At 45.6% G+C, this 20,416-nt stretch carries 19 protein-coding genes, 2 tRNA genes and 1 pseudogene; 8 read left to right on the top strand and 14 right to left on the bottom strand.

Translation table 11 applies throughout. The features are described 5' to 3' along the window. Positions 1-330: 330 nt before the first annotated feature. From D7D25_RS15180 to D7D25_RS15155, 6 genes are all read left to right on the top strand, one after another. Positions 331-414 (top strand) — tRNA-Leu (locus D7D25_RS15180). A gap of 8 nt (positions 415-422) precedes the next feature. Then, positions 423-506, top strand: a tRNA-Leu gene (locus tag D7D25_RS15175). A gap of 468 nt (positions 507-974) precedes the next feature. Next, a complete protein-coding gene (locus tag D7D25_RS15170; RefSeq protein WP_122969778.1) occupies positions 975-2,477 on the top strand; it encodes an NAD(P)H-hydrate dehydratase in 1,503 nt (500 codons plus the stop codon). Between the two features lie 117 nt (positions 2,478-2,594). Further along, the gene (gene rplU, locus D7D25_RS15165; protein WP_122969777.1) at positions 2,595-2,906 is read left to right on the top strand and encodes a 50S ribosomal protein L21; all 312 of its coding nucleotides are present in this window, start codon (positions 2,595-2,597) and stop codon (positions 2,904-2,906) included. A 20-nt stretch (positions 2,907-2,926) separates the two neighbouring features. Further along, on the top strand, positions 2,927-3,196 hold the full coding sequence (rpmA, locus tag D7D25_RS15160) for a 50S ribosomal protein L27 (RefSeq protein ID WP_122969776.1): 270 nt from the start codon (positions 2,927-2,929) through the stop codon (positions 3,194-3,196). Between the two features lie 119 nt (positions 3,197-3,315). Then, positions 3,316-4,569 carry a class I SAM-dependent methyltransferase gene (locus tag D7D25_RS15155; protein ID WP_122969775.1) on the top strand — a complete coding sequence of 418 codons (1,254 nt, stop codon included), beginning with the start codon at positions 3,316-3,318 and terminating at the stop codon, positions 4,567-4,569. Here D7D25_RS15155 and D7D25_RS15150 read toward each other — a convergent pair. From D7D25_RS15150 to hisG, 13 genes and pseudogenes are all read right to left on the bottom strand, one after another. After that, positions 4,558-5,244, bottom strand: a complete 687-nt coding sequence (locus D7D25_RS15150; RefSeq protein WP_122969774.1) for an ATP-binding cassette domain-containing protein — start codon at positions 5,242-5,244, stop codon at positions 4,558-4,560. The genes D7D25_RS15155 and D7D25_RS15150 overlap by 12 nt on opposite strands. Continuing rightward, the gene (locus D7D25_RS15145) at positions 5,231-6,196 is read right to left on the bottom strand and encodes a hypothetical protein (protein WP_122969773.1); all 966 of its coding nucleotides are present in this window, start codon (positions 6,194-6,196) and stop codon (positions 5,231-5,233) included. The genes D7D25_RS15150 and D7D25_RS15145 overlap by 14 nt, the downstream gene beginning before the upstream one ends. 126 nt (positions 6,197-6,322) lie before the next feature. Next, positions 6,323-7,147 (bottom strand): prolipoprotein diacylglyceryl transferase, encoded by an 825-nt coding sequence (gene lgt, locus D7D25_RS15140; RefSeq protein ID WP_122969772.1) that lies wholly within the window; start codon positions 7,145-7,147, stop codon positions 6,323-6,325. 67 nt (positions 7,148-7,214) lie between these two features. Further along, positions 7,215-7,808, bottom strand: a complete 594-nt coding sequence (locus tag D7D25_RS15135) for a hypothetical protein (protein ID WP_122969771.1) — start codon at positions 7,806-7,808, stop codon at positions 7,215-7,217. 14 nt (positions 7,809-7,822) lie between these two features. Then, a complete protein-coding gene (locus D7D25_RS15130; protein ID WP_122969770.1) occupies positions 7,823-8,314 on the bottom strand; it encodes an RNA polymerase sigma factor in 492 nt (163 codons plus the stop codon). 464 nt (positions 8,315-8,778) lie between these two features. Further along, positions 8,779-9,366 carry a bifunctional phosphoribosyl-AMP cyclohydrolase/phosphoribosyl-ATP diphosphatase HisIE gene (gene hisIE / locus D7D25_RS15120; RefSeq protein ID WP_122969769.1) on the bottom strand — a complete coding sequence of 196 codons (588 nt, stop codon included), beginning with the start codon at positions 9,364-9,366 and terminating at the stop codon, positions 8,779-8,781. Then, positions 9,363-10,115, bottom strand: coding sequence for an imidazole glycerol phosphate synthase subunit HisF (gene hisF / locus D7D25_RS15115; protein WP_122969768.1), 753 nt, complete (start codon positions 10,113-10,115; stop codon positions 9,363-9,365). Before hisF ends, hisIE begins: the two co-directional genes overlap by 4 nt. Positions 10,116-10,196: 81 nt before the next feature. Continuing rightward, positions 10,197-10,916, bottom strand: a complete 720-nt coding sequence (gene hisA / locus D7D25_RS15110; RefSeq protein ID WP_122969767.1) for a 1-(5-phosphoribosyl)-5-[(5-phosphoribosylamino)methylideneamino]imidazole-4-carboxamide isomerase — start codon at positions 10,914-10,916, stop codon at positions 10,197-10,199. A gap of 50 nt (positions 10,917-10,966) precedes the next feature. Continuing rightward, a complete protein-coding gene (hisH, locus tag D7D25_RS15105; protein ID WP_122969766.1) occupies positions 10,967-11,551 on the bottom strand; it encodes an imidazole glycerol phosphate synthase subunit HisH in 585 nt (194 codons plus the stop codon). A 143-nt stretch (positions 11,552-11,694) separates the two neighbouring features. Further along, complete coding sequence (gene hisB, locus D7D25_RS15100; RefSeq protein ID WP_122969765.1) at positions 11,695-12,783, bottom strand: bifunctional histidinol-phosphatase/imidazoleglycerol-phosphate dehydratase HisB; 1,089 nt, start codon at positions 12,781-12,783, stop codon at positions 11,695-11,697. 112 nt (positions 12,784-12,895) lie between these two features. Continuing rightward, the gene (hisC, locus tag D7D25_RS15095) at positions 12,896-13,912 is read right to left on the bottom strand and encodes a histidinol-phosphate transaminase (RefSeq protein WP_122969764.1); all 1,017 of its coding nucleotides are present in this window, start codon (positions 13,910-13,912) and stop codon (positions 12,896-12,898) included. A gap of 232 nt (positions 13,913-14,144) precedes the next feature. Beyond that, positions 14,145-15,425 (bottom strand): annotated as a pseudogene (gene hisD / locus D7D25_RS15090) (histidinol dehydrogenase); the annotation flags it as partial. 74 nt (positions 15,426-15,499) lie between these two features. Beyond that, positions 15,500-16,357 carry an ATP phosphoribosyltransferase gene (gene hisG / locus D7D25_RS15085; RefSeq protein WP_122969762.1) on the bottom strand — a complete coding sequence of 286 codons (858 nt, stop codon included), beginning with the start codon at positions 16,355-16,357 and terminating at the stop codon, positions 15,500-15,502. A 493-nt stretch (positions 16,358-16,850) separates the two neighbouring features. On the opposite strand from hisG, the gene D7D25_RS15080 reads away from it, so the two are divergent. Both D7D25_RS15080 and D7D25_RS15075 read left to right on the top strand, forming a co-directional pair. Next, on the top strand, positions 16,851-18,956 hold the full coding sequence (locus D7D25_RS15080) for a putative porin (RefSeq protein ID WP_122969761.1): 2,106 nt from the start codon (positions 16,851-16,853) through the stop codon (positions 18,954-18,956). 11 nt (positions 18,957-18,967) lie between these two features. Continuing rightward, positions 18,968-19,795, top strand: coding sequence for a transporter substrate-binding domain-containing protein (locus D7D25_RS15075; protein WP_122969760.1), 828 nt, complete (start codon positions 18,968-18,970; stop codon positions 19,793-19,795). A 122-nt stretch (positions 19,796-19,917) separates the two neighbouring features. Here D7D25_RS15075 and D7D25_RS15070 read toward each other — a convergent pair whose 3' ends face one another. Continuing rightward, positions 19,918-20,370, bottom strand: coding sequence for a hypothetical protein (locus D7D25_RS15070; RefSeq protein WP_122969759.1), 453 nt, complete (start codon positions 20,368-20,370; stop codon positions 19,918-19,920). Positions 20,371-20,416 lie beyond the last annotated feature (46 nt).

Raw genomic sequence — 20,416 nt, 5'->3', positions numbered from 1 at the left:
AAATTAAACCGCCGTATGCCGAACGGCACGTCCGGTGGTGTGAGAGGGCGGGGGAGTAATCCCCCTACCTACTCGATTGGAGACCCAATATCTCTCTGTCAAAATTAGCATTGTCGGAACCCATTATCATCCGGTATTACAGGTCTGTTTTTTGCTTTTCTGTGTTTACCGTATAAACCTGAAATAAATTTTTAAAATATTCGTTCAGGTATAAAAAAACTATTATCTTTGCATCCGCGATTCGGAAACAGACGGTTCATATGGCTGGAAACAGGAGCTTTCGGATAGCGACAGGCGGAGGCCTGTTTTTCTATTTAATTGAATGAGAATGCCCAGATGGCGAAATTGGTAGACGCGCTAGTTTCAGGGACTAGTGTTGGCAACAACGTGCAGGTTCGAGTCCTGTTCTGGGCACTGCAAATGCGCAGGTGGTGAAATTGGTATACACGCTACTTTGAGGGGGTAGTGCCGGTTACGGCGTGTGAGTTCGAGTCTCATCCTGCGCACTTTAACACCACCACGCTATGGTGGTTTTTTTGTGTTGCTCTGGTTTTCAGTCCCTCCTGTTTTGCCATTTCAACTTTTTTATCCATTGTTTACCTGCCTGTTGATCGCTCATCGGTGAAGTCATCTCTTTAAGAAAAAACACTATTCCTGGAAATCTTCTCCAAAAGATCGAAGCTGCTTTCATTCTATTGCAATTGTTTTTTTGCTCTTTTTTCTTCTTATCCGGTATGGATAAAGTTCTCTTTCATGATAAAGCCTGCAACCTCATTTTACCGTAGAGGGGCTGGCCAGCCATGCCATGATCGTTATGGCGGTATTGTTCGGCGCGTTGATGGTGGCTATCCACACAAGATATAAGAATATTGAACTTCCGTCTGGTTGATCTTTAGAAAATAAATATCTAACTTTAGTGAATATTTTGCACATCAAAGGTTCCATATGCCGAAATAAAAAAATAAAATAATCATATGAAAATCCTTACATCGGAACAGATCCGCAAGATAGATGCGGAAACGATCGCACGGGAGGAAATCTCCTCACTTGAGTTAATGAAACGTGCGGCGACTGCTTTTTATCGGTTTTTTACGGAGAAATACACCGACAGGAATACATCCGTAATCATCTTTGCCGGGATGGGCAACAACGGTGGCGACGCGCTGGTGGTAGCCCGCCTGCTACATAAATCGGGGTATCCGGTGAAGGCTTATATGGTGGAGTTCGGCAATAGATATAGCGAAGACTGTGCCCACAATATCCGCCGCGTGAAAGCTGAAAATATCCCCTATAAAAAGATTCTTCACCACGAGGATATTCCCGATCTGTCGCCCTTTGACGTGGTGATCGACGGTATATTCGGTACAGGATTGTCGCGGGAAGTAAGCGGAACCGCTGCCGAAGTGATCGCTCGGATCAATGAGTGCGGAAAAGAGGTGATCAGTATCGATGCGCCGAGTGGACTGTTTCCCGACCGGAAAACGGAGTTTGCGGTGAAAGCGACCGAAACGGTGACGTTCCAGATCCCTAAACTGGCGCTGTTTCTTCCCGAAAATGCCGGGTTTGCCGGGAATGTCCGTATTGTAAATATCGGCTTAAACCAGGAAGCTATCGCTGAAGTGGAGACGGATATTTACCTGACGGAAAAGAAGAGAATCAGAGAGCTGCTGAAACCGCTCTCCAAATTTGTCCATAAAGGAATTCTGGGGCATGCGCTTATTATCGGTGGAAGCCTCGGCAAATGCGGGTCGGTTTCCCTGGCGTCGAAAGCGGCACTCAAAACCGGTTGTGGATTGGTTACGGCTCATCTGCCCAAATGTGGTGTGGCGGCCATACAATCCTATTTCCCTGAAGCGATGGCCCTTGAAGATAAAGGGGAGGAGCATATTACCTCTATTGACCACGAACTGAAGCCGGACGCGATCGGTATGGGTATGGGTATGGGATTGCATGAGGAAACAGCGCGGGCAATGTACCACTTCCTGCGCAAGAACAATACTCCGTTGGTGGTGGATGCCGACGGGTTGAATATCCTGGCCGGGCATCCTGAATGGCTCCCCCTTCTGCCGTCGGAAACCATCCTGACTCCCCATCCCAAAGAGCTCCAGCGGCTCATTGGTGAGTGGCGCGACGATTATGACAAGATAGAGAGAACAAGGTCTTTTGCACGCAAATATGATGTGATAATAGTGGTAAAGGGAGCTTATTCGCTGATTGTCGATGGAAAAGAAATATACGTCAATAGCAGTGGCACGCCCGCACTGGCTACCGCCGGAAGCGGGGATGTGCTGGCCGGTATGATCACCAGTTTGTTGGCGCAGGGGTATCAAGCGGTAGAAGCCGCCAGGATAGGGGTTTTCCTGCATGGAGTGACCGCCGACATCACGGGTGGGCGCATCCATCCCCGCAGTTTCGTCGCTTCCGATATCATCGAAAATATAGGGAATGCATACCGGAGTTTGGAAAAAAACAACTGATCTGTTTGGGTTTTACGATTTAATTGTGTAATTTTGCACCTCAATTTGCCAATAGGCCAGAAAAGAGGCCGCGGGGAGCGGCCCGCCTCAGGCACGTAACTTCAGGTTATTTTTCATATGTACGTCATTGTAGACATTCAGGGTCAACAGTTTAAAGTGGAACAAGACCAAAAATTATTTGTCCACAGGATCAATGCCGACCAGGGCGCTGAGGTGGAATTTGGGAAAGTAATGCTCGTGGATAAGGATGGTGCTGTAACAGTAGGTGCGCCGGTCATCGAGGGAGCAAAAGTGGTAGTGGAAGTCCTTTCCCATGTGAAAGGCGACAAAGTCCTTGTTTTCAAAAAGAAAAGAAGAAAAGGATACAGGAAACTGAACGGTCACCGTCAACAGTTTTCAGAAGTGAGAGTAAAAGAGATTATTGCTTAATCAGTTAAAATCAGAAGGAAATGGCACATAAAAAAGGTGTAGGTAGTTCCAAGAACGGCCGTGAATCGGAAAGTAAACGATTGGGCGTGAAAATATTCGGTGGTGAAACGGCAAAAGCCGGTAATATCCTTGTGCGTCAGCGCGGGACTGCTCATCATCCCGGAGAGAATGTGGGTATGGGTAAGGATCATACCTTGTTTGCACTGGTAGACGGCGTGGTGGTTTTCCGTAAAAGGAGGGACAACCGCTCGTTCGTGTCGGTACAACCTAAAGTACAGGCAGAAGCCTAACAGCAATTGCCTTTGGAGTTCCGGTAAAATGGAACTTGAACCATAAAATATAGTTTTTTAGTTGATAAAAACAGCCTGCTTGTCAAAGTAAGGTTGTTTTTATTTTTTGGTATCTCCCTATGCGACTGACTCCCGAACAAAAGCGGTTTATCCTTGCGCATGAACGCGAAGACGTGCGCAGGACAGCCTTGCGTTTTGTACGTGATGATATGCCTTTGTTATTGACGCAGATTGCAGGGCGGCAAATGGCAGAAAAGAAAATACCTTCGTGGTATGCGGAGGAAGATATCATTTATCCGCCGCATCTTTCGTTGGAACAGTCTTCGTCGGAACTGACAGCCCGCTACAAAGCTTCGCTGGTTTCGGGAAGAAACGCCTCGTTTGCCGATTTGACTTCCTTTGTTGAGACGACAAACGCCGGTTCAGTGGAGTGGGAAAACAATACTTTCGCCGATTTGACCGGAGGAATGGGAGTTGATTTTTCGTTCCTGTCTCCATATTTCCGGGAAGCGTTTTATGTAGAACAAAATGAAGACTTATGCCGGATGGCGGAGCACAATTTCCAAGTGCTGGGACTGGGAAACGCGACGATTTATTGTGGCGGGGCGGAACGTTTCCTGAAAGAGACCACACCTCTGGATTTTATCTATCTCGATCCTTCCCGGCGCGATGATGCCGGACGGAAACTGTTCAGGATTGAGGATTGCAGTCCCGATCTATTGAAAATAAGACCGTGGCTGCTCGAAAAATCGGGTAGGGTAATGGTGAAGTATTCGCCCATGCTGGACCTTTCCTTGGCGGTAAAAACCCTCCGTTGTGTAAGTGCGGTACATATCGTTTCGGTAGATAACGAGTGTAAGGAGTTGCTTTTCCTATTGTCGAAGAGAGCAGTGAATGAACCGCTGTTTGTGGCCGTGAACCTTGGAAGGTCGGGAGGAAAAGAGATTTTTTCTTTCACGCCGGAGCAGGAACGGAATGCGTCAATCCCGTTGGCCGGCGAACCCGGGCGTTATTTATATGAGCCCAACACATCGATCCTGAAAGCGGGCGCTTTTAAATCGGTTGCGCAAGCATACAACCTCCAAAAACTGCATGCCAACAGCCATTTATATACATCTGACGAACTTGTGGCGGATTTTCCCGGCCGTGTCTTTGAAGTAGAGGCGTTTTTTGTCCCGAATAAGAAAAACATAAAAACCTTTTTACAGGATACGAAAAAAGCGAACATCGCAGTCCGTAATTTCCCTATGACGGTTGCCGAGATCCGCCGCAAAACGGGATTAGCGGACGGCGGTGATATCTACCTGTTTGCCACTACGCTTGCTGAAGGGCAGAACGTGTGGATTATTTGCCGGAAAGGATCAATCGATTAATTCCGTGATTAACCCGATATTCTTATTTTCTATTGATTTGAAAAGAGTGTCTTCAAATTCTTGGAAATGGGTTTTATCTGTAGTCAGGACTATTTTTCCATATTCCAGATAATGGATGTAATCGCATAGATTGGTTAATGTTTCCATAATATGCGATGTGATGATAATGGTTTTTTCCCGCTCTTTTAATCGCAATAAGATAGAACGGATAATGCGGCATGTTTCCATATCAAGCCCGTTAAACGGTTCGTCGAGGATCAGGACTGGTTTATCCTGTTTCAGGATGGAAAGTAACACCAGTTTCTTTTTCATTCCTGTGGAGTAATGGTCGATCAGTTCGTCAAGCGGCAACGAAAACAGTTCGTTCCATTTATCCAGGTCAAAACGCACATTCCGGAATAACCCGATGTATTCCCTGCCGGTAATGTTCGAATAGAAATAATTTTCCGTAGTCAGGTAGGATATATCCCTTTTGGTAATTTTCTGGTCCGCACGGTGTATTTCTCCGGAATCCATTTTTATCAATCCGTATATCGCGTTCAACAGTGTTGTTTTTCCTGCTCCGTTTAACCCCACGATACCGTGTATGCTGTTTTCTTCCATGGATAAATCCAGAGAATCAATAACGGTGGATTGTTTATCATACGATATAGTTAGGTCTTTAATGGAAATCATGTAAGTAGATGTTTAAGTTTTTCTGCGATTTTATATAAAACAGAACGGATAACGCCCATATAACAGGCAGGAGAACCGGGATGAACATGCTTACCATCCCGATGGCTCCGATAATCTGTGCGGCCTGTGAATTCCGGTTTGGCTCGTAAAAAGCGTATTTGGTCAATACCAGATAGGCATGTATCGATGTAAGGATCAGAAATTCAATGACCGGAATATACCATTTATTGGAATGGAAAACGATAAAGATAAGGATCAGAGGGAAAGCGACTATGCCAAATAATGTTATCTGCATTCCGATTTTACCGTACAAAAACCGGTTGACGCTTTTTTCATATAGAATAACCATTTGGTACGGTTCGTTTTGACTGTAGAAACCGGAAATGATAATGCCGAGAGTCAACAATGCTACCGGCACGCTTCCTATAAAAAAAGAAGAGCAAAAGCCGATGATCCATACCGGAACAAAGATAAAAAACGATTGCCTTATTCCCACTTTCCATTCAAAGGAGGATGCCGGAATAAAGGATTGAAACTTGGTATTCAGTGTGTGGAGGTGTCGTGGTTTGATGTCGGTCCTGGCAATCAGGAAAATGCTGCTCAATAGCACCAGCAACGCGATCCATTGCAAATGAACGGCCAGAAATAGAATGACGATGGACGCAAGCGCTGCATATTCCGACAAATAAATTTGTGTATGCTTTTCAAAACAGGTTTTCAGGAATAGTTTGTCTTTTCGTCGAATGTGCAGGCTCAGGATGATGAATACCGTTCCGGCGGCAACATACAGCGAACCGGGTTGTTTTTTCGTTGATGCGAACAGGAAGAGTAACAGATAAGCGAACAATAAGACCAGGAAAACAATACGGAACAACCCGATCCCCGTCAGACCCCGGTATAATTGCTTAAATCGTATTTTAAGAAAAGCTTCCACCATGTAATGCCCATTCATTGTGCCTCAAAGTTAGTGAAAAATGAACGGTTTAGATCTTTCATAGATACCCTTATCCTTGTTTTGAGGGAATTCAATCAATTTTCGAAATACAAAACTGATAAGATAGTGTTTATTTCTTGTATTTTATTTTTTTATCGGTTCCTTATAAAAAAATACCAGATAAACACCCAATAGAATAAAAGGAATACTTAACCATTGTCCCATATTCAGCACCAATCCTCTCTCAAAATCGACCTGTTCCTGTTTTAGAAATTCAATAAAAAATCTGAAAGTGAAGATCAACATCAACACCAAACCAAATAAAAATCCTCGTTTCAATGTTTCTCTCTTCTTTGTATAGATGTTGTAAACCAGTACGAAAAATATCAGATATGCGATCGCTTCATATAATTGGGCGGGATGGCGGGGAACCTGATCAACCCTTTCGAAGATGAATGCACAGGATACATTGGTCGGATTTCCAATTATTTCGGAATTCATTAAATTACCTAACCGGATAAACGCCCCTCCCAGCGGAACTGCAATGGCGATATAATCAAAAACCGTAAGATAATGAATACCTGTTTTTCGGTTGAAAACCAGGACGGCTATGATTAAGCCGATTGCTCCTCCGTGGCTGGCCAGCCCCCTGTAACCAGTCAACACGAACCGGCCGCCTTCCCATGAAAATGGGAGAATCATCTCTAAGGGATGTTTCAGATAATAATCAGGCTGATAAAACAGGCAATGTCCTAAGCGGGCGCCCAATACAATGCCCACCACACAATAGAGAGCCAGCTTTTCATAGTCATTGTCCGATAATCCTTCTTTTTGAAAGATCTTTCTTGCGATCCATGCGCTTAATATCAGTCCTCCGACAAATAACAAACTATAATATCCCAAACTGAATCCGTTTGCATCTATCAGCTTCGGATTCACATCCCAGTGAATATATAGGAATCCGTTCATATAAACTATACTTTATTGAACTTTCGTGTGTTATGCGATTACCGCTAAATCTTTTGGCTGGCGATGTTTATTCTTCTTCCAGTTCTTTGATCTCTCCGAGGCTTTTCAGGATCGAATCTATATTTTTTTGGTAAAGCCTTTTATATGACCATGCGGTTATCAGGGACGCTAAAACAAACATGGACCCCAACAATATCCATAACGAAACACTTACTTTCGCTTCGGCATACGCAGCGATGCAAAGTAAAGCGATGCTGGGCCCGACAAATGCCATGATCAGTTTTTCCCTTTTAACTAGAACCGCATATTTATTGGTGTAATAAATATTGTCGCGGATATTTTCCGTAACGTCTATTTTTATTAATTCCCGAATCTTATATATATACCATATAGCGGAAACGACGCAAATAATACCCCCATAGATAACTGCAATATCCCCGAACAGTAGTCTTCCTGAGTATTTGTCGAGCCAATAAACTATGACGGGAATGACCGCAATCAGGATGAAAACCGAAAAAATATCCCAAAATATTAACCTGTTTAACGTTTTTTCCACTTTTACTTGTATCATTTTCAGGATGATAACTTCGTTCAGTGTATTGTTCTCTTTTAACCGTTTGTCTAGCGCAGCCCACGTGTTTTTTAATTCGTCTAATTCCATAATTCCTGTTTTTTTTAGAGGTGTGACATTTCTCTGAGTTTCTCTTTTGCACGTTTCAGCTTTGTGGCCACATTACTTAATGTCAAGCCGGTGATGTCGGCGATTTCCTGATAGGATTTTTCTTCGAGATAAAGGAGGACAACCACTTTTTCGAGTGTTTTCAACCGATTGATCAGCAGGTACATTTCACGGATATTTTCGTTCAGGCTGTCCTGTTCGATAAACCAATCGGATAAATCTTCGATAGTGTAATCGCATTTCGGGCGTTTCTTCTCCTTGCGTATACCCGAGATACAGGTGTTCAAGGCAATTCGGTAAATCCATGTTCCGGGAGAACTTTCATTCCTGAATTTCGGGAAACTTCGCCACAAGTTACAAACCACTTCCTGATACAGATCGGCAAGGGGAAAGGTGTCCGAAACATAGAAAGAGCAGACTTTATAGATGATCCGTTCGTGTTCCTGAACGATTTTTACAAAGGCATGCTCTTTTTTATTCCCCTCCATTATCTTCTTTTTCTATATTAGACGCAATATATCCGGAAAAATGGCAAAAATAAACAACTTTTTTTATTAAAATAATTACCCGTCTCCGAAATCTTTTTATAATTTTTCCCTGCATGTATTCTGATATGTTAACTATCGGATAATATGTAAAATGAAGCATTTTAACTGACAAATATGCTTTCTATTTGAGAATTTCAGGTAAACACTGATATATATATATATATATACGACACTTATACCATTTATGAGTCCACTTGAAAAAGTCAAAATGTGGAGTTTTTAATATCTCAACTTCCTGATAATCAAAATGTGATTTTCTTCGCAAGAAGTTTTTAAAGTGGACTCATAAAACAATATCCGTAAAAACATACTCTTCGTACATAAACGAATACAAGACAGAACCAGACCAACAGTTTGTTTTTGAAATTGTTGAGTTCTAATGTAGGATCGTCCGGGTTTTTTAACTATTTGTGCCTCTCAACCAATATGGCTTCAATATCTTCCAGTTTGAGTTTTTTTGTCTTTAACAGGATCAGGAAGTGGTAGAGCAGGTCAGCAGCTTCATTTTTGAACAGATCGATATTGTCGTCTTTCGCTTCGATTACCAACTCCACGGCTTCTTCCCCCACCTTCTGCGCCACTTTGTTCACACCACGGCTGAACAGTTTTGAAGTATAGGAGCCTTCCGGGTTTTCGGTGATCCGCTTCTCTATCACATTTTCCAGTTCATAGAGAAATCCTTTCGATTGTTTGCCGCCGAAACAGGATGCGGAACCGGTATGGCAGGCCGGCCCCTGCGGATAGGCTTTGATAAGGATGGTGTCACTGTCGCAATCCGTCAGGATCTCGTCGACGATCAACCAATTGCCCGATGTTTCCCCTTTTGTCCAGAGGCGGTTCTTACTTCTGCTGAAAAAAGTCACCTTTCCTTCTTGCTCTGTTTTCTTCAACGCTTCTTCATTCATATAGCCGACCATCAACACCTGTAAGCTGAGCGTATCCTGAATGACGGCAGGAACTAATCCTCCCGATTTTGAAAAATCGATATTCATCGTATGGGTATATTTTGAGTTTTTAAATAATCTTTGAGTGTGGGGATGGAAATCTCCCCGAAATGAAAAATACTGGCCGCCAGTGCCGCGCTTGCTTTCGTTTGTGTGAATACTTCAGAAAAATGTGCAACGGTTCCGGCGCCGCCTGAAGCGATCACCGGGATGCGTACCGCTTCGCTGACAGCGGCTGTAATGTCGATGGCAAAACCATCCTTCGTGCCGTCGTTATTCATCGAGGTAAGCAGGATCTCCCCCGCGCCACGGTGTTCGCCTTCCTTTGCCCAGTCGACGGTGCGGAGGTCCGTCGGCGTTTTACCCCCATGGGTATATACGATCCATTCATTATTCTCGTAATGAGTATCGATAGCAAGTACTACACACTGGCTTCCAAATTGACCGGCAATTTCGGTGATCAGTTCCGGTCGCTTGACAGCTGCAGAGTTCAGACTGACCTTATCGGCCCCGGCCTGGATTATGGCGCGCGCGTCGTCTAACGAGTGGATACCTCCCCCCACGGTGAACGGGATATTGATCTCCTGTGCGACACGCGTCACCAGTTCCGTGAGCGTTTTACGCCTCTCGACAGTAGCGGTGATGTCTAAAAAGACCAATTCATCCGCACCTTCCCGCACATATCGCTTGGCAAGTTCCACCGCATCGCCCGCGTCGCGGATATCCACGAAATTGACCCCTTTGACGGTACGTCCGTCCCTGATATCAAGACAGGGAATAATTCTTTTTTTCAGCATTGCTTTTTATTTTAGATTTGAGATCCGGGATGAGGAGATCTCCCCGGCCTCCCTCTCCCGTTTTCCCTTATTTGCCTTTCCTTATCCACTAATAAACTCCCGCAATTCACGAAAAGTGATTTTTCCCTCGTAGAACGCTTTTCCTATGATTGCCCCGTCGCAACCAAGCTGCTTCAATACCTGCAGATCGTCGATTGAAGAAACGCCTCCACTGGCAATCAGTTTCACGCCGGTTTTTTCGATGATCTCTCGGTATAATTCGTTGGAGGTACCCTGTAGCATGCCGTCTTTCTGAATATCAGTGCAGATGACATAGACGATACCTTTCTTTGCGTGATCAGAAATAAAATCGACCACCTCCAGTTCCGATTGTTGCATCCAACCGTGTGTCGCTATTTTCCGATGGTTGCTGTCGGCGCCAAGAATAATCTTTTCCGGCCCGTAGGTGCCGAGCCATTGACGGAAAGTGTCAGGTTGCTGTACCGCGACACTTCCACCGGTAATCTGTGACGCTCCATTCTCGAAAGCAATACGGATGTCTTCATCTGATTTGATGCCACCGCCAAAATCAACTCTCAACGAGGTTTTCGAGGCGATATCGTGTAAAATCTTATGATTGACAATATGCTTCGAGCGGGCGCCGTCGAGATCCACCACATGCAGGTATCGGATACCGTTCGCTTCAAATTTTTTGGCTACTTCGAGCGGATCGTCGTTATATATCTTCTGTGTGTTATAATCGCCTTTGGTGAGGCGTACACACTTGCCGCCGATAATATCTATGGCTGGAATAATTCTCATTTTTCGATTTTCATACTGGCACATTGATTCACATTATTCATATTGGCACATTAGCGTGATAGGTCCAGAAAATTCTTCAGGATCTTTTCGCCCACGTCACCCGATTTTTCAGGATGGAACTGTGTGGCATAAAAATTGTCTCTTTGCATTGCGGCGCTGAAGGGCAAGACATAGTCGCAGCGGGCAATAGTTTGGGGACATATTTCCGCATAATAGCCATGCACGAAATAAACGGTATCATCTTCACCGAAACCGTTGAAAAGTGGATTAACCCCGACCTCCAGATTGTTCCATCCCATGTGGGGGACAATATCCGTTGCGGGGAATTTTTTCACTTTCGCATCGAAGATGCCAAGGCACTTTCTATCACCCTCTTCCGAATGCCGGCACATCAGTTGAAGCCCAAGGCAAACACCCAATGTGGGTTGAACCAAAGATGGAATAATTTTATCTAATCCTTTACTCTCCAAATGATTCATTGCTGATTTTGCTTCTCCCACACCCGGGAAGATGACTTTCCCAGCAGATAGAATTGCATCCATATCATCGGTCACCTGACACTCATAACCCAGCCGTTCGACCGCATTTTTGACCGATGTGATATTGCCAGCGTTGTATTTGATTATCGCTATCATTGTTGAATTATTTCAAATTCAAAATTTATATTATTATATTGATCTTGACTCCACCTGACGTTGATTCAATTCAGATTTTATCACCATCTCGTCACCCCGCCATCTCGTCACCCCATTCACAAACCAATCCATCATCACATCCACTACAGTGTTCCTTTCGTGCTGGGCACACCTTCTGTTCCATCTCGCTTTACTGCCATCTTTATTGCCCGGGCAAAGGCTTTAAATATAGATTCGATCTTGTGATGCTCATTGTCGCCTTCCGCTTTAATATTGAGATTGCAGCGGGCGTTGTCACTGAACGATTTGAAGAAGTGCATGAACATTTCCGTGGGAAGATCACCCAAGAATTCGCGTTGAAATTCCGCTTCCCATACTAACCAGGGGCGTCCTCCGAAATCAATGGCCACTTGTGCCAGACAATCATCCATCGGTAACAGGAAACCATACCGTTCCACTCCCTTCTTTTTTCCCAACGCCTGTGTAAAAGCTTCCCCCAGGGCGATTCCCGTATCTTCTACCGTGTGATGCTCATCCACCTGCAGGTCACCTTTGACGCGAATGGCAAGGTCGATATTGCCGTGGCGGGAGATCTGGTGAAGCATATGGTCGAAGAATCCCAGTCCGGTTGATATATCGCTTTCCCCTTTGCCGTCAAGGTTCACCTCGACGAAGATGTCGGTCTCGGATGTCTTTCTGTGTACTTTCCCTCTGCGTGGCTCCTCTTTCAGAAACTGATAGATCTCTCCCCAGTCCGTAGTATGGAGTGTGACTCCCGGATATGAATCATTATTCAGTAAGATAGATTTACACTTCATGTTTTGGGCCAGTTGTACATCTGTTAGCCGGTCTCCGATTACATAAGAATGCTCCAGATCGTATCCTCCTCTCATATAATGGGTGAGCATACCGGTGCCGGGCTTTCGGGTGGGTAGGTTCTCGTGGGGAAAAGACCGGTCGATCAGTACTTCACTGAAATGTACTCCCTCATTTTCAAAAGCCTTGATGACTTTGTCCTGTACCGGCCAGAAAGCCTCTTCGGGAAATGAGGGAGTACCCAACCCATCCTGGTTGGTAACCATCACCAATTCGTATTCCAATTCGCCGGCGATACGGGAGAGGTTCCGGAATACCTTCGGATAAAATTCCAGTTTTTCCAGATTGTCGATCTGTTGATCCTCAGGTTCTATGATCAACGTCCCGTCACGGTCGATAAATAATACTTTTTTCATATATTTTGCACTTAGAATTTAGAATTTAGAATTTAGAACTGAGAACTGAGAACTGAGAACTTGGAACTGAGAACTTGGAACTTAGAACTTAGAACTTAATAATTCTCCATTCTTAATTATAATTTTTCAATTCGCTTATCAGCATCCGGTTTTCTTCCGGTGTGCCGACCGTGATACGGAGACAATTGCGGATGACAGCACTGCGGTTTCTGACAATCACCTTTTTCCCGACCAGATATCGATAAATCTCATTGGCTTCCGTCACTTCTACCAGCAGGAAATTGGCATCGGAAGGATAGACATGATGTACCACGGACAAACCTTTCAACTCTTTTTCCAGCAATGCGCGTTGCTCCAGAATGATGGAGAGTTGCCGCTCAAATTCAAGAGGATTAGATAACGCCCTGAGCGCTTCCGCCTGATTCAGTGAACTTACATTGTAGGGAGGTTTTGTTTTGTCCATCAATGAGATGATCTCAGCGCTTGCATAGGCTACGCCTACACGTGCCCCAGCCAATCCCCATGCCTTACTGAAAGTCTGCATCACAATCAGATTGGGATAATCGGGCAATTTTTCTAGAAAGCTGTTACCGCCGCTGAAGTCGATATAGGCCTCATCGACTACCACGATGCCCCGGAACTCCTGAAGCAGCCGTTCCACATTTTGAAGACTGTTCCCTGTGGGATTATTGGGTGAGCAGACGAAGATACATCGTGCCTGAAGGGATAGTATTTTGTCGATGTCCAATTTGAATTGATCGGTCAGCGGCACCCGGAGCACTTCCACGTTGTTGATATTGGCTGATACCTCATACATGCCGTAAGTAGGGGGACAGATGATTACACGATCTTGTCGCGGTTCGCAGAAGATACGGTAAACCAGGTCGATTGCCTCATCGCTGCCGTTCCCGATGAAGATGTTCTCCACCGGGATCTGTTTTCTTTCGGAGAGGGCTTTTTTTAACAGGCGCTGATGAGGGTCGGGATAACGATTCCTTTGTCCGAACGGGTTTTCGTTAGCATCGAGGAAGATACCCTCATCACCCGTGAATTCATCTCGCGCGCTGGAGTAGGGGTCTAATGCCCGGATATTGGGGCGTACCAGCGATTCCAGATCAAATTTCTCCATTTTCGTCTTCTTGGTGTTCTTTTTGAGTCAGCTCTTCGGCATCGTACCACTCTGATTGTGAGGATGCTTGAGATTCCTCTTGTTGTATTTCTTGTTTTTGTTCTTGTCCCTGTTCTTGTCCCTGTCCTTGTCCTTGTCCCTGTCCTTGTCCCTGTCCTTGTTCCTGTCCTTGTTCCTGTTCCTGTTCTTTTTCCTGCTCCTGCGTGTAACCTGTCAGCGTTATCTGCCTTGCCTTCACCGCTCCCAGACGAAGAGTCATGGCATTCTTGTGGGCGATGAGTTGTTCCTCTTCAGCCATGATCTCCACTGTATTGCCGATGCTTGTCACTCCCTCTTCGGTAAGTTGTTGGAAGGTGATCTTTTTCACGAAACTGTCGAGTGATACACCACTGTAAGCCGCCGCATGTCCGCTTGTGGGGAGGGTGTGATTGGTTCCGCTGGCATAATCGCCGGCGCTCTCACAACTATAATGTCCGAGGAATACGGAACCGGCTGTGGTGACATCCCGGCTTAATAGTACCGGATTTTCGGTAGCCAGGATAAGGTGTTCCGGAGCATAGAAATTACTGAAGTCGATACATTCATCCAAATCTTTGAAGAGAATAGCCTTGCTGTTTTTAAGAGCCCGTGACGCGATTTCTTTCCTGGGCAGGTTTTCCAGCTGTACATCAAGCTCTTTATTGACCGCCTTGATCACCTTTTTATTGTCTGAAAGCAGGATCACCTGGCTATCTGGTCCGTGTTCAGCTTGTGACAATAGGTCTGCAGCCACGAATGCCGGGTTGGAAGTGTGGTCGGCAATGACCAGAAGTTCACTCGGCCCGGCTGGCATATCGATAGCCGTGCCATAATACTGGGCAGACCGTTTGGCAGCCATTACGTACTGGTTGCCCGGGCCGAATAGTTTATCAACCTTTGGAATACTCTCCGTGCCGAAAGCCATTGCTCCGATAGCCTGGATCCCTCCTACAGCAAATATTTTCGTCACTCCCGTCAGCGCGGCGGCATAGAGTATGGCGGGATGGATTTTCCCTTCCTCGTCAGGGGGCGTGCATAATATTATTTCGCCGCATCCAGCGATTTTTGCAGGTACCGTGAGCATCAGCACGGTGGAAAAGAGCGGGGCAGTGCCGCCGGGCACATAAATGCCTATCCGGGAGATTGGACGCGATTCACGCCAGCAGAACACGCCGGGAGCGGTCTCCACTTTGCGTGTCTCTTCCTGCTGTGAACGGTGAAAGGTTTCTATATTCTTTCGTGCCATTGCGATAGCCTGTTTTAGCCGTTCGGGCACTAATCCCGCCGCCTGTTCAATGGTCTCACGATCCACTTCCAATGTCTCCTGGGCAGGCCAGTCGAATTGACGGCTATAGGTGAGCACTGCCTTATCTCCTTTTCGATGGATATTGTAAAATATCTTTTCCACAATATTCATCAACTTCCGCTGCCTGATCATAGGGCGTTCGGCCAGTTTCTTCCTTTTGCTTTGCGAAGGGTTTGAAATGGTTTTCATTATAACTGATTTACTGATTTATTGATTTGAAGATCAATTGGCACATCGTCACATCATCGAATTATCACATCAATTCAGAGGATCATCTTCTCAATGGGCACTACAAGGATTCCTTCGGCACCCAGGCGCTTTAGTTCATCGATGATTTCCCAGAAATCGTCGTCATGAATCACGGAGTGGACACTGCTCCAACCTTTGTCGGCCAGCGGAAGGATACTGGGAGAACGCATGCCGGGCAATAATTTCACAATATCGGGGATGATCCCGTTGGGTGCATTAAGCAAGACGTATTTTTTATCGCGTCCGTTTTTGTAAGCCTTTATACGGAATAACAACCGCTCCAGCAGTTCGGTTTTGGCAGTCGAAAGGTTTTTGTTGCCAATGAGCACAGCCTGGCTTTTGATGATGGCTTCGGCTTCTTTCAACCCGTTCATGATGAGGGTACTTCCGGTACTTACTATGTCGAAGATGGCGTCGGCAAGGCCGATTCCGGTAGCAATCTCCACACTTCCCCCCAGTTCTTCAATCTTCACATCCATTCCTTTCTCCCGGAAAAATTTTTTCAGTATCCTGGGATAGCTTGTCGCTATTCGCTTGCCATTGAAATAATCGAGTCCGGTGTAAACTTCATCTTTCGGGATGGCGAGAGAAAGGCGGCAGTTTCCGAAACCCAGTTTTTCGATCTCTATTACATCCTTTTCTTTTTCCCATACCTCGTTTTGCCCCAGGATACCGATATCTGCCACACCTTGTTCCACATATTGCGGGATATCGTCATCCCGCAGGAAGAGGATCTCCATAGGAAAGTTGTGTGCTTCCGTTCTCAGTTTGCGGTTGCCGTTGGAGACATTGATGCCGCACTCGGTGAGCAGGTCGAGGGATTTTTCGCTTAACCGTCCGCTTTTTTGAATAGCGATTTTGATTGTTTCCATTTTTTAGTCACTTTACTCAATCGGCCCGGATGGGTCCGATTGAATGTTAAACAAAAACCCGCCTGAGTTCCTTCAGACGGGTTTATGCATATATGCTTTTTCTGTTCGTACATACCAACCTCAACTCGCCTGATTGCAAGTGTGAAAATGATGATGATGGAACAAGTTTGCTTTCATTTTTATTATTTTGATGGGACAAAGATAATGAAATTATTGAAAACAATCCATAATAAGGAGTATTTTTTTAAACAGATGCCCATCCTGTGTCGGAGTATGTGAAATAAACGTAATGGGATGGTCGACAAGTGAGATTGGAGGCGCGATCCTTGGGTCGTATTTCATCCTAAAAAAACTCAAAAATGAGAGAAAAGCGGGCTCGATTATCGGGGGATGGCAATTTTTTATGTAGATTTGCATAATATAGGATGCGCCTTGGAAATGCAGACAAGTTTGGCGTTTCTCTCGGCTTTCACTATATTTATATTTGCATCCGATGAAAGAAAAGTTGTTCATATCCCTTCTGGCATGTGTTCTCTGCGTGACGGCCACCTATTCGCAGGCACGCGTTATTCTGCCCGATTCATCGCAGATCACGACGAATCCTGATTCGCTGGATCTTCTTCCCCGGCAGATTCCGGAACCTAACGGCCAGAAGTTGAATTCGAGGTCGCCCCGACAGGCGTCGCACCTCGATCACCTGATAAACGATCATGGGGCGGAGGCCGATTCGCTTCGCCGGCTGGCACAAATGACTATCTGGAAGATCGATGCCCGTACCGGTAACCGTCTGCCTGCCGTTTCGGACACATTACTCCATAATTACCAACAGAGCATCCTTCCCGACGGACAATCGGTAGCCATGGGCTTCTTGGCGCCACTGGGATCGCCGGCTTTCTCGAAGATCTTTGCCGACAGGCCGGAAACCGAACAGTTTATATTCAACAATGCTTACTATCTCTATCTGAAAGATCCGGAAGAGGTGTTGTTCGTCAATACAAGGGTACCCTATTCCAGATTGAGTTACAACCGTGCTGCTCCCAAACAAACCAGAGAGGAACGCTTTGAAGCACGATTGGTCTCTAATTTCGGGAAAAGCCTGAATGTGGGATTAGACGTCGATTTGATCAATGCCCGGGGTTATTACAACTCTCAAGCGGTGAAGCATAATAATTTCTCACTCTTTGGAAATTACCTTTCCGACAGGATTGAAGCCCATGCTTTCATGAATATTGGATCGCTGGTCAATGCCGAGAACGGTGGAATAACGGATGAGCGCTTTATCACGCATCCTGATTCCGTTCAACAGAATTTCACGTCGAGGGATATCCCGGTGAAATTCACCAATACATGGAACTCATTACGCAATAACCGTTTCTTTTTGTCAGGCAGGTACAATCTGGGGTATGTGGAGGCACCGGCCGATTCGTCACACAAAGGGCAGGGACAGTTTGTTCCTGTGGCGAGTATAGGTTTTTCATCGCAGTTCACCCAGCAATATCGGCGGTTCCTGTCGCATGATACCGCCTTTGTGAATGTGGATGGCGTGTATATGCACCGGATAGACCAGTTTTATCCCAATCGGTTCTATGAGGAGGCCGTGGATGACAGTATCCGTTTCTCGTCGGTGAAGAACACTGTTTCTCTGGGGCTGCGGGAAGGATTCAAAGAGTGGGTGAAATTCGGGCTGACCGCTTTTCTGGAACATGATCTGCGCAATTATTCCATGAAGGATAGTGTGGGGCCGGGAATGACGCGGCACCGGGAAAGTGCCGTTACCATAGGAGGTGTGCTGAATAAACAGCAGGGCGATAATCTCCTGTTTAATATCCGCGCCGATCTGGGGGTATTGGGAGCGAACCTGGGTGAATTCAGGGCGATGGGGGATGTGGAGACCGGTTTTGATATTGCCGGAAAGCGGACTACCCTCTCCGCGCATGCCTACATTAAAAATTTAAAACCTAAATATCTCGAAGAGAATTATTACTCAAAATATTTCCGTTGGAACCATAATTTTGGTGATATTCGCAGGGTCTATGTCGGAGGTAAGCTACATATACCGTTTACAAACACCACGTTAAGCGCAGGGGTGGAGAACCTGCAGAATTTCATTTATTATAACAGTGAGAGGCAGATTGCCCAGGAGGGCGGTAATGTGCAACTGGTGACCGCGCGTATAGAGCAGCACCTGCGTTTTGGCATATTCAACTGGGATAACCAGGTGGTTTACCAGGCTTCGAGCAATCAGGAAGTAATCCCTGTGCCTCATCTCAGCGTTTATTCCAATATGTATCTGAAGACCAAAATTGTGAACGAGCTCACCTTGCAACTGGGTGTGGATGCGCATTACCATACAAAGTATTATATACCTGGTTATGAGCCGGCGTTGTTGCAATTTTACAATCAGCGGGAGAAAGAGATCGGCAATTATCCCATAGCAACGGTCTATGCCAACATGCACCTGAAACAGACCCGTTTTTATGTGATGTATTATAATGTGGCCTCGCAGTTCATGAATCCAAAAGAATATTTTTCATTGCCAGGGTATCCCGTCAACCCCGCTATCTTCAGGCTTGGCGTTTCAGTGAATTTACATAATTAATCTTTTACAGTTTGCAGCCCCGAAAACGTTTATATCTCTATCTTCTTTTGTTGATAGCCGCTGTAGTGGTGATGATACTGCTCAGGACCGGTATGAAAGCCTCCCGGAACATTCTTCCGGCTCCGCGCGATTATCATGAGATAATAGCATCTGATGAATTGAATGTGGTGACAGACTACAATAGTATCGGATTGTATGTTTCAGGAGATTCGTTACAGGGTTTTCAGCGGGAGATGATTCTGGCTCTTGAGAAAGAATGGGGGATAAAAGTGAATCTCTTTCTGGAGAACAGTCTTGATGAGAATCTGGAAGGGCTGCAGGCAATGCGCTACGACTTGGTCGCCCGTAATATCCCGGTCAATATACAATTGAAAGACACCTTTGCCTTTACCCATCCTATCACGCTGAACAAGCAGGTGCTGGTACAACGGAAGCGGGAGTATAACGACCGTATAGAGCCCATTCGCCAACATCTTGACTTGGCCGGGAAAACCATCCATGTAGCCGCGGAGTCACCTGTTATCCTTCGGCTCAAGAATCTTTCCCATGAGATAGGAGACACTATTTTTATAGTGGAAGACACCACCTATGAAACGGAACAGTTGGTGATAATGGTGGCGTCGGGCGATATAGACTTTACGGTATGCGATGAGAAAATGGCCCTGCGTCTGGCCACGGTCCTGCCGGAGATAGATATTGAGACTGATATCAGTTTCACTCAAATGGAATCCTGGGCAGTGCGAAAAGATTCTCCCGTGCTGCTGGACAGTCTTAATAGTTGGCTCGACCGGTTTAAAACAACAGCAGCATTCAGGCAGATGTACCGGAAATATTACTAACCAAAAAGCCGCCCCGTTGTGTGAGGCGGCTTTTCGAATTTACCCGTAGTTATTTAATTGATTCAATGAAGGCTCATATGCCGGTTGTCGGATACCTCTTGTGAAGGTCATCCTATTCAACCTCAACGAGGCCCCCTTCTTCCCTCGCGGTTTGAACTACGCATCTCTTTCTGGCGGTCGGCTCGATACTGCTTCCACTGTTCCATCTTTTCCTTTCCGATAATAGCTTCCAGTTCAGCATCGTTTTCGGCCATCTCTTTTTCACGCAATGCCTGCATCTCTTCGCGACGTTTGACGCGATCCTGCATCTGCTCATCTCTCTTTGCTCTCTGTTCGGCAATCTGCTCAGCCCGTTTGGCATCCTGTTGTTCAAATAAAGCCTGCACTTTCGCTTTCTCGTCGGCAGTCAGTCCCAATTGCTTCTCCATATTGTCGGCACGTTCCTTGGCCGTCCATCTCATACCGCTGCGGGTATCCTGCCTGTTGTCCCTTCCACTTCTTGTCGTATCCTGAGCCTCAAGGGTAAAACTCAGGGTGAATATGGCAACCATCGCCATGAATACAATCTTCTTCATAATACATCCATTTTAAAAAGTGAATAAAAATATGATCTGCTCTTAT

The sequence above is a fragment of the Proteiniphilum sp. X52 genome (assembly GCF_003712195.1).
Lineage (GTDB): Bacteria > Bacteroidota > Bacteroidia > Bacteroidales > Dysgonomonadaceae > Proteiniphilum.
The sequence above is the reverse complement of the archived record's forward strand: the minus strand, read 5'-3'. Positions and strand labels throughout refer to the sequence as shown.

Coding starts and splice junctions, on each gene's coding strand:
- D7D25_RS15170 (WP_122969778.1), top strand. CDS start 975: ATGAAAATCCTTACATCGGAACAGATCCGCAAGATAGATGCGGAAACG.
- rplU (WP_122969777.1), top strand. CDS start 2,595: ATGTACGTCATTGTAGACATTCAGGGTCAACAGTTTAAAGTGGAACAA.
- rpmA (WP_122969776.1), top strand. CDS start 2,927: ATGGCACATAAAAAAGGTGTAGGTAGTTCCAAGAACGGCCGTGAATCG.
- D7D25_RS15155 (WP_122969775.1), top strand. CDS start 3,316: ATGCGACTGACTCCCGAACAAAAGCGGTTTATCCTTGCGCATGAACGC.
- D7D25_RS15150 (WP_122969774.1), bottom strand. CDS start 5,244: ATGATTTCCATTAAAGACCTAACTATATCGTATGATAAACAATCCACC.
- D7D25_RS15145 (WP_122969773.1), bottom strand. CDS start 6,196: ATGAATGGGCATTACATGGTGGAAGCTTTTCTTAAAATACGATTTAAG.
- lgt (WP_122969772.1), bottom strand. CDS start 7,147: ATGAACGGATTCCTATATATTCACTGGGATGTGAATCCGAAGCTGATA.
- D7D25_RS15135 (WP_122969771.1), bottom strand. CDS start 7,808: ATGGAATTAGACGAATTAAAAAACACGTGGGCTGCGCTAGACAAACGG.
- D7D25_RS15130 (WP_122969770.1), bottom strand. CDS start 8,314: ATGGAGGGGAATAAAAAAGAGCATGCCTTTGTAAAAATCGTTCAGGAA.
- hisIE (WP_122969769.1), bottom strand. CDS start 9,366: ATGAATATCGATTTTTCAAAATCGGGAGGATTAGTTCCTGCCGTCATT.
- hisF (WP_122969768.1), bottom strand. CDS start 10,115: ATGCTGAAAAAAAGAATTATTCCCTGTCTTGATATCAGGGACGGACGT.
- hisA (WP_122969767.1), bottom strand. CDS start 10,916: ATGAGAATTATTCCAGCCATAGATATTATCGGCGGCAAGTGTGTACGC.
- hisH (WP_122969766.1), bottom strand. CDS start 11,551: ATGATAGCGATAATCAAATACAACGCTGGCAATATCACATCGGTCAAA.
- hisB (WP_122969765.1), bottom strand. CDS start 12,783: ATGAAAAAAGTATTATTTATCGACCGTGACGGGACGTTGATCATAGAA.
- hisC (WP_122969764.1), bottom strand. CDS start 13,912: ATGGAGAAATTTGATCTGGAATCGCTGGTACGCCCCAATATCCGGGCA.
- hisG (WP_122969762.1), bottom strand. CDS start 16,357: ATGGAAACAATCAAAATCGCTATTCAAAAAAGCGGACGGTTAAGCGAA.
- D7D25_RS15080 (WP_122969761.1), top strand. CDS start 16,851: ATGAAAGAAAAGTTGTTCATATCCCTTCTGGCATGTGTTCTCTGCGTG.
- D7D25_RS15070 (WP_122969759.1), bottom strand. CDS start 20,370: ATGAAGAAGATTGTATTCATGGCGATGGTTGCCATATTCACCCTGAGT.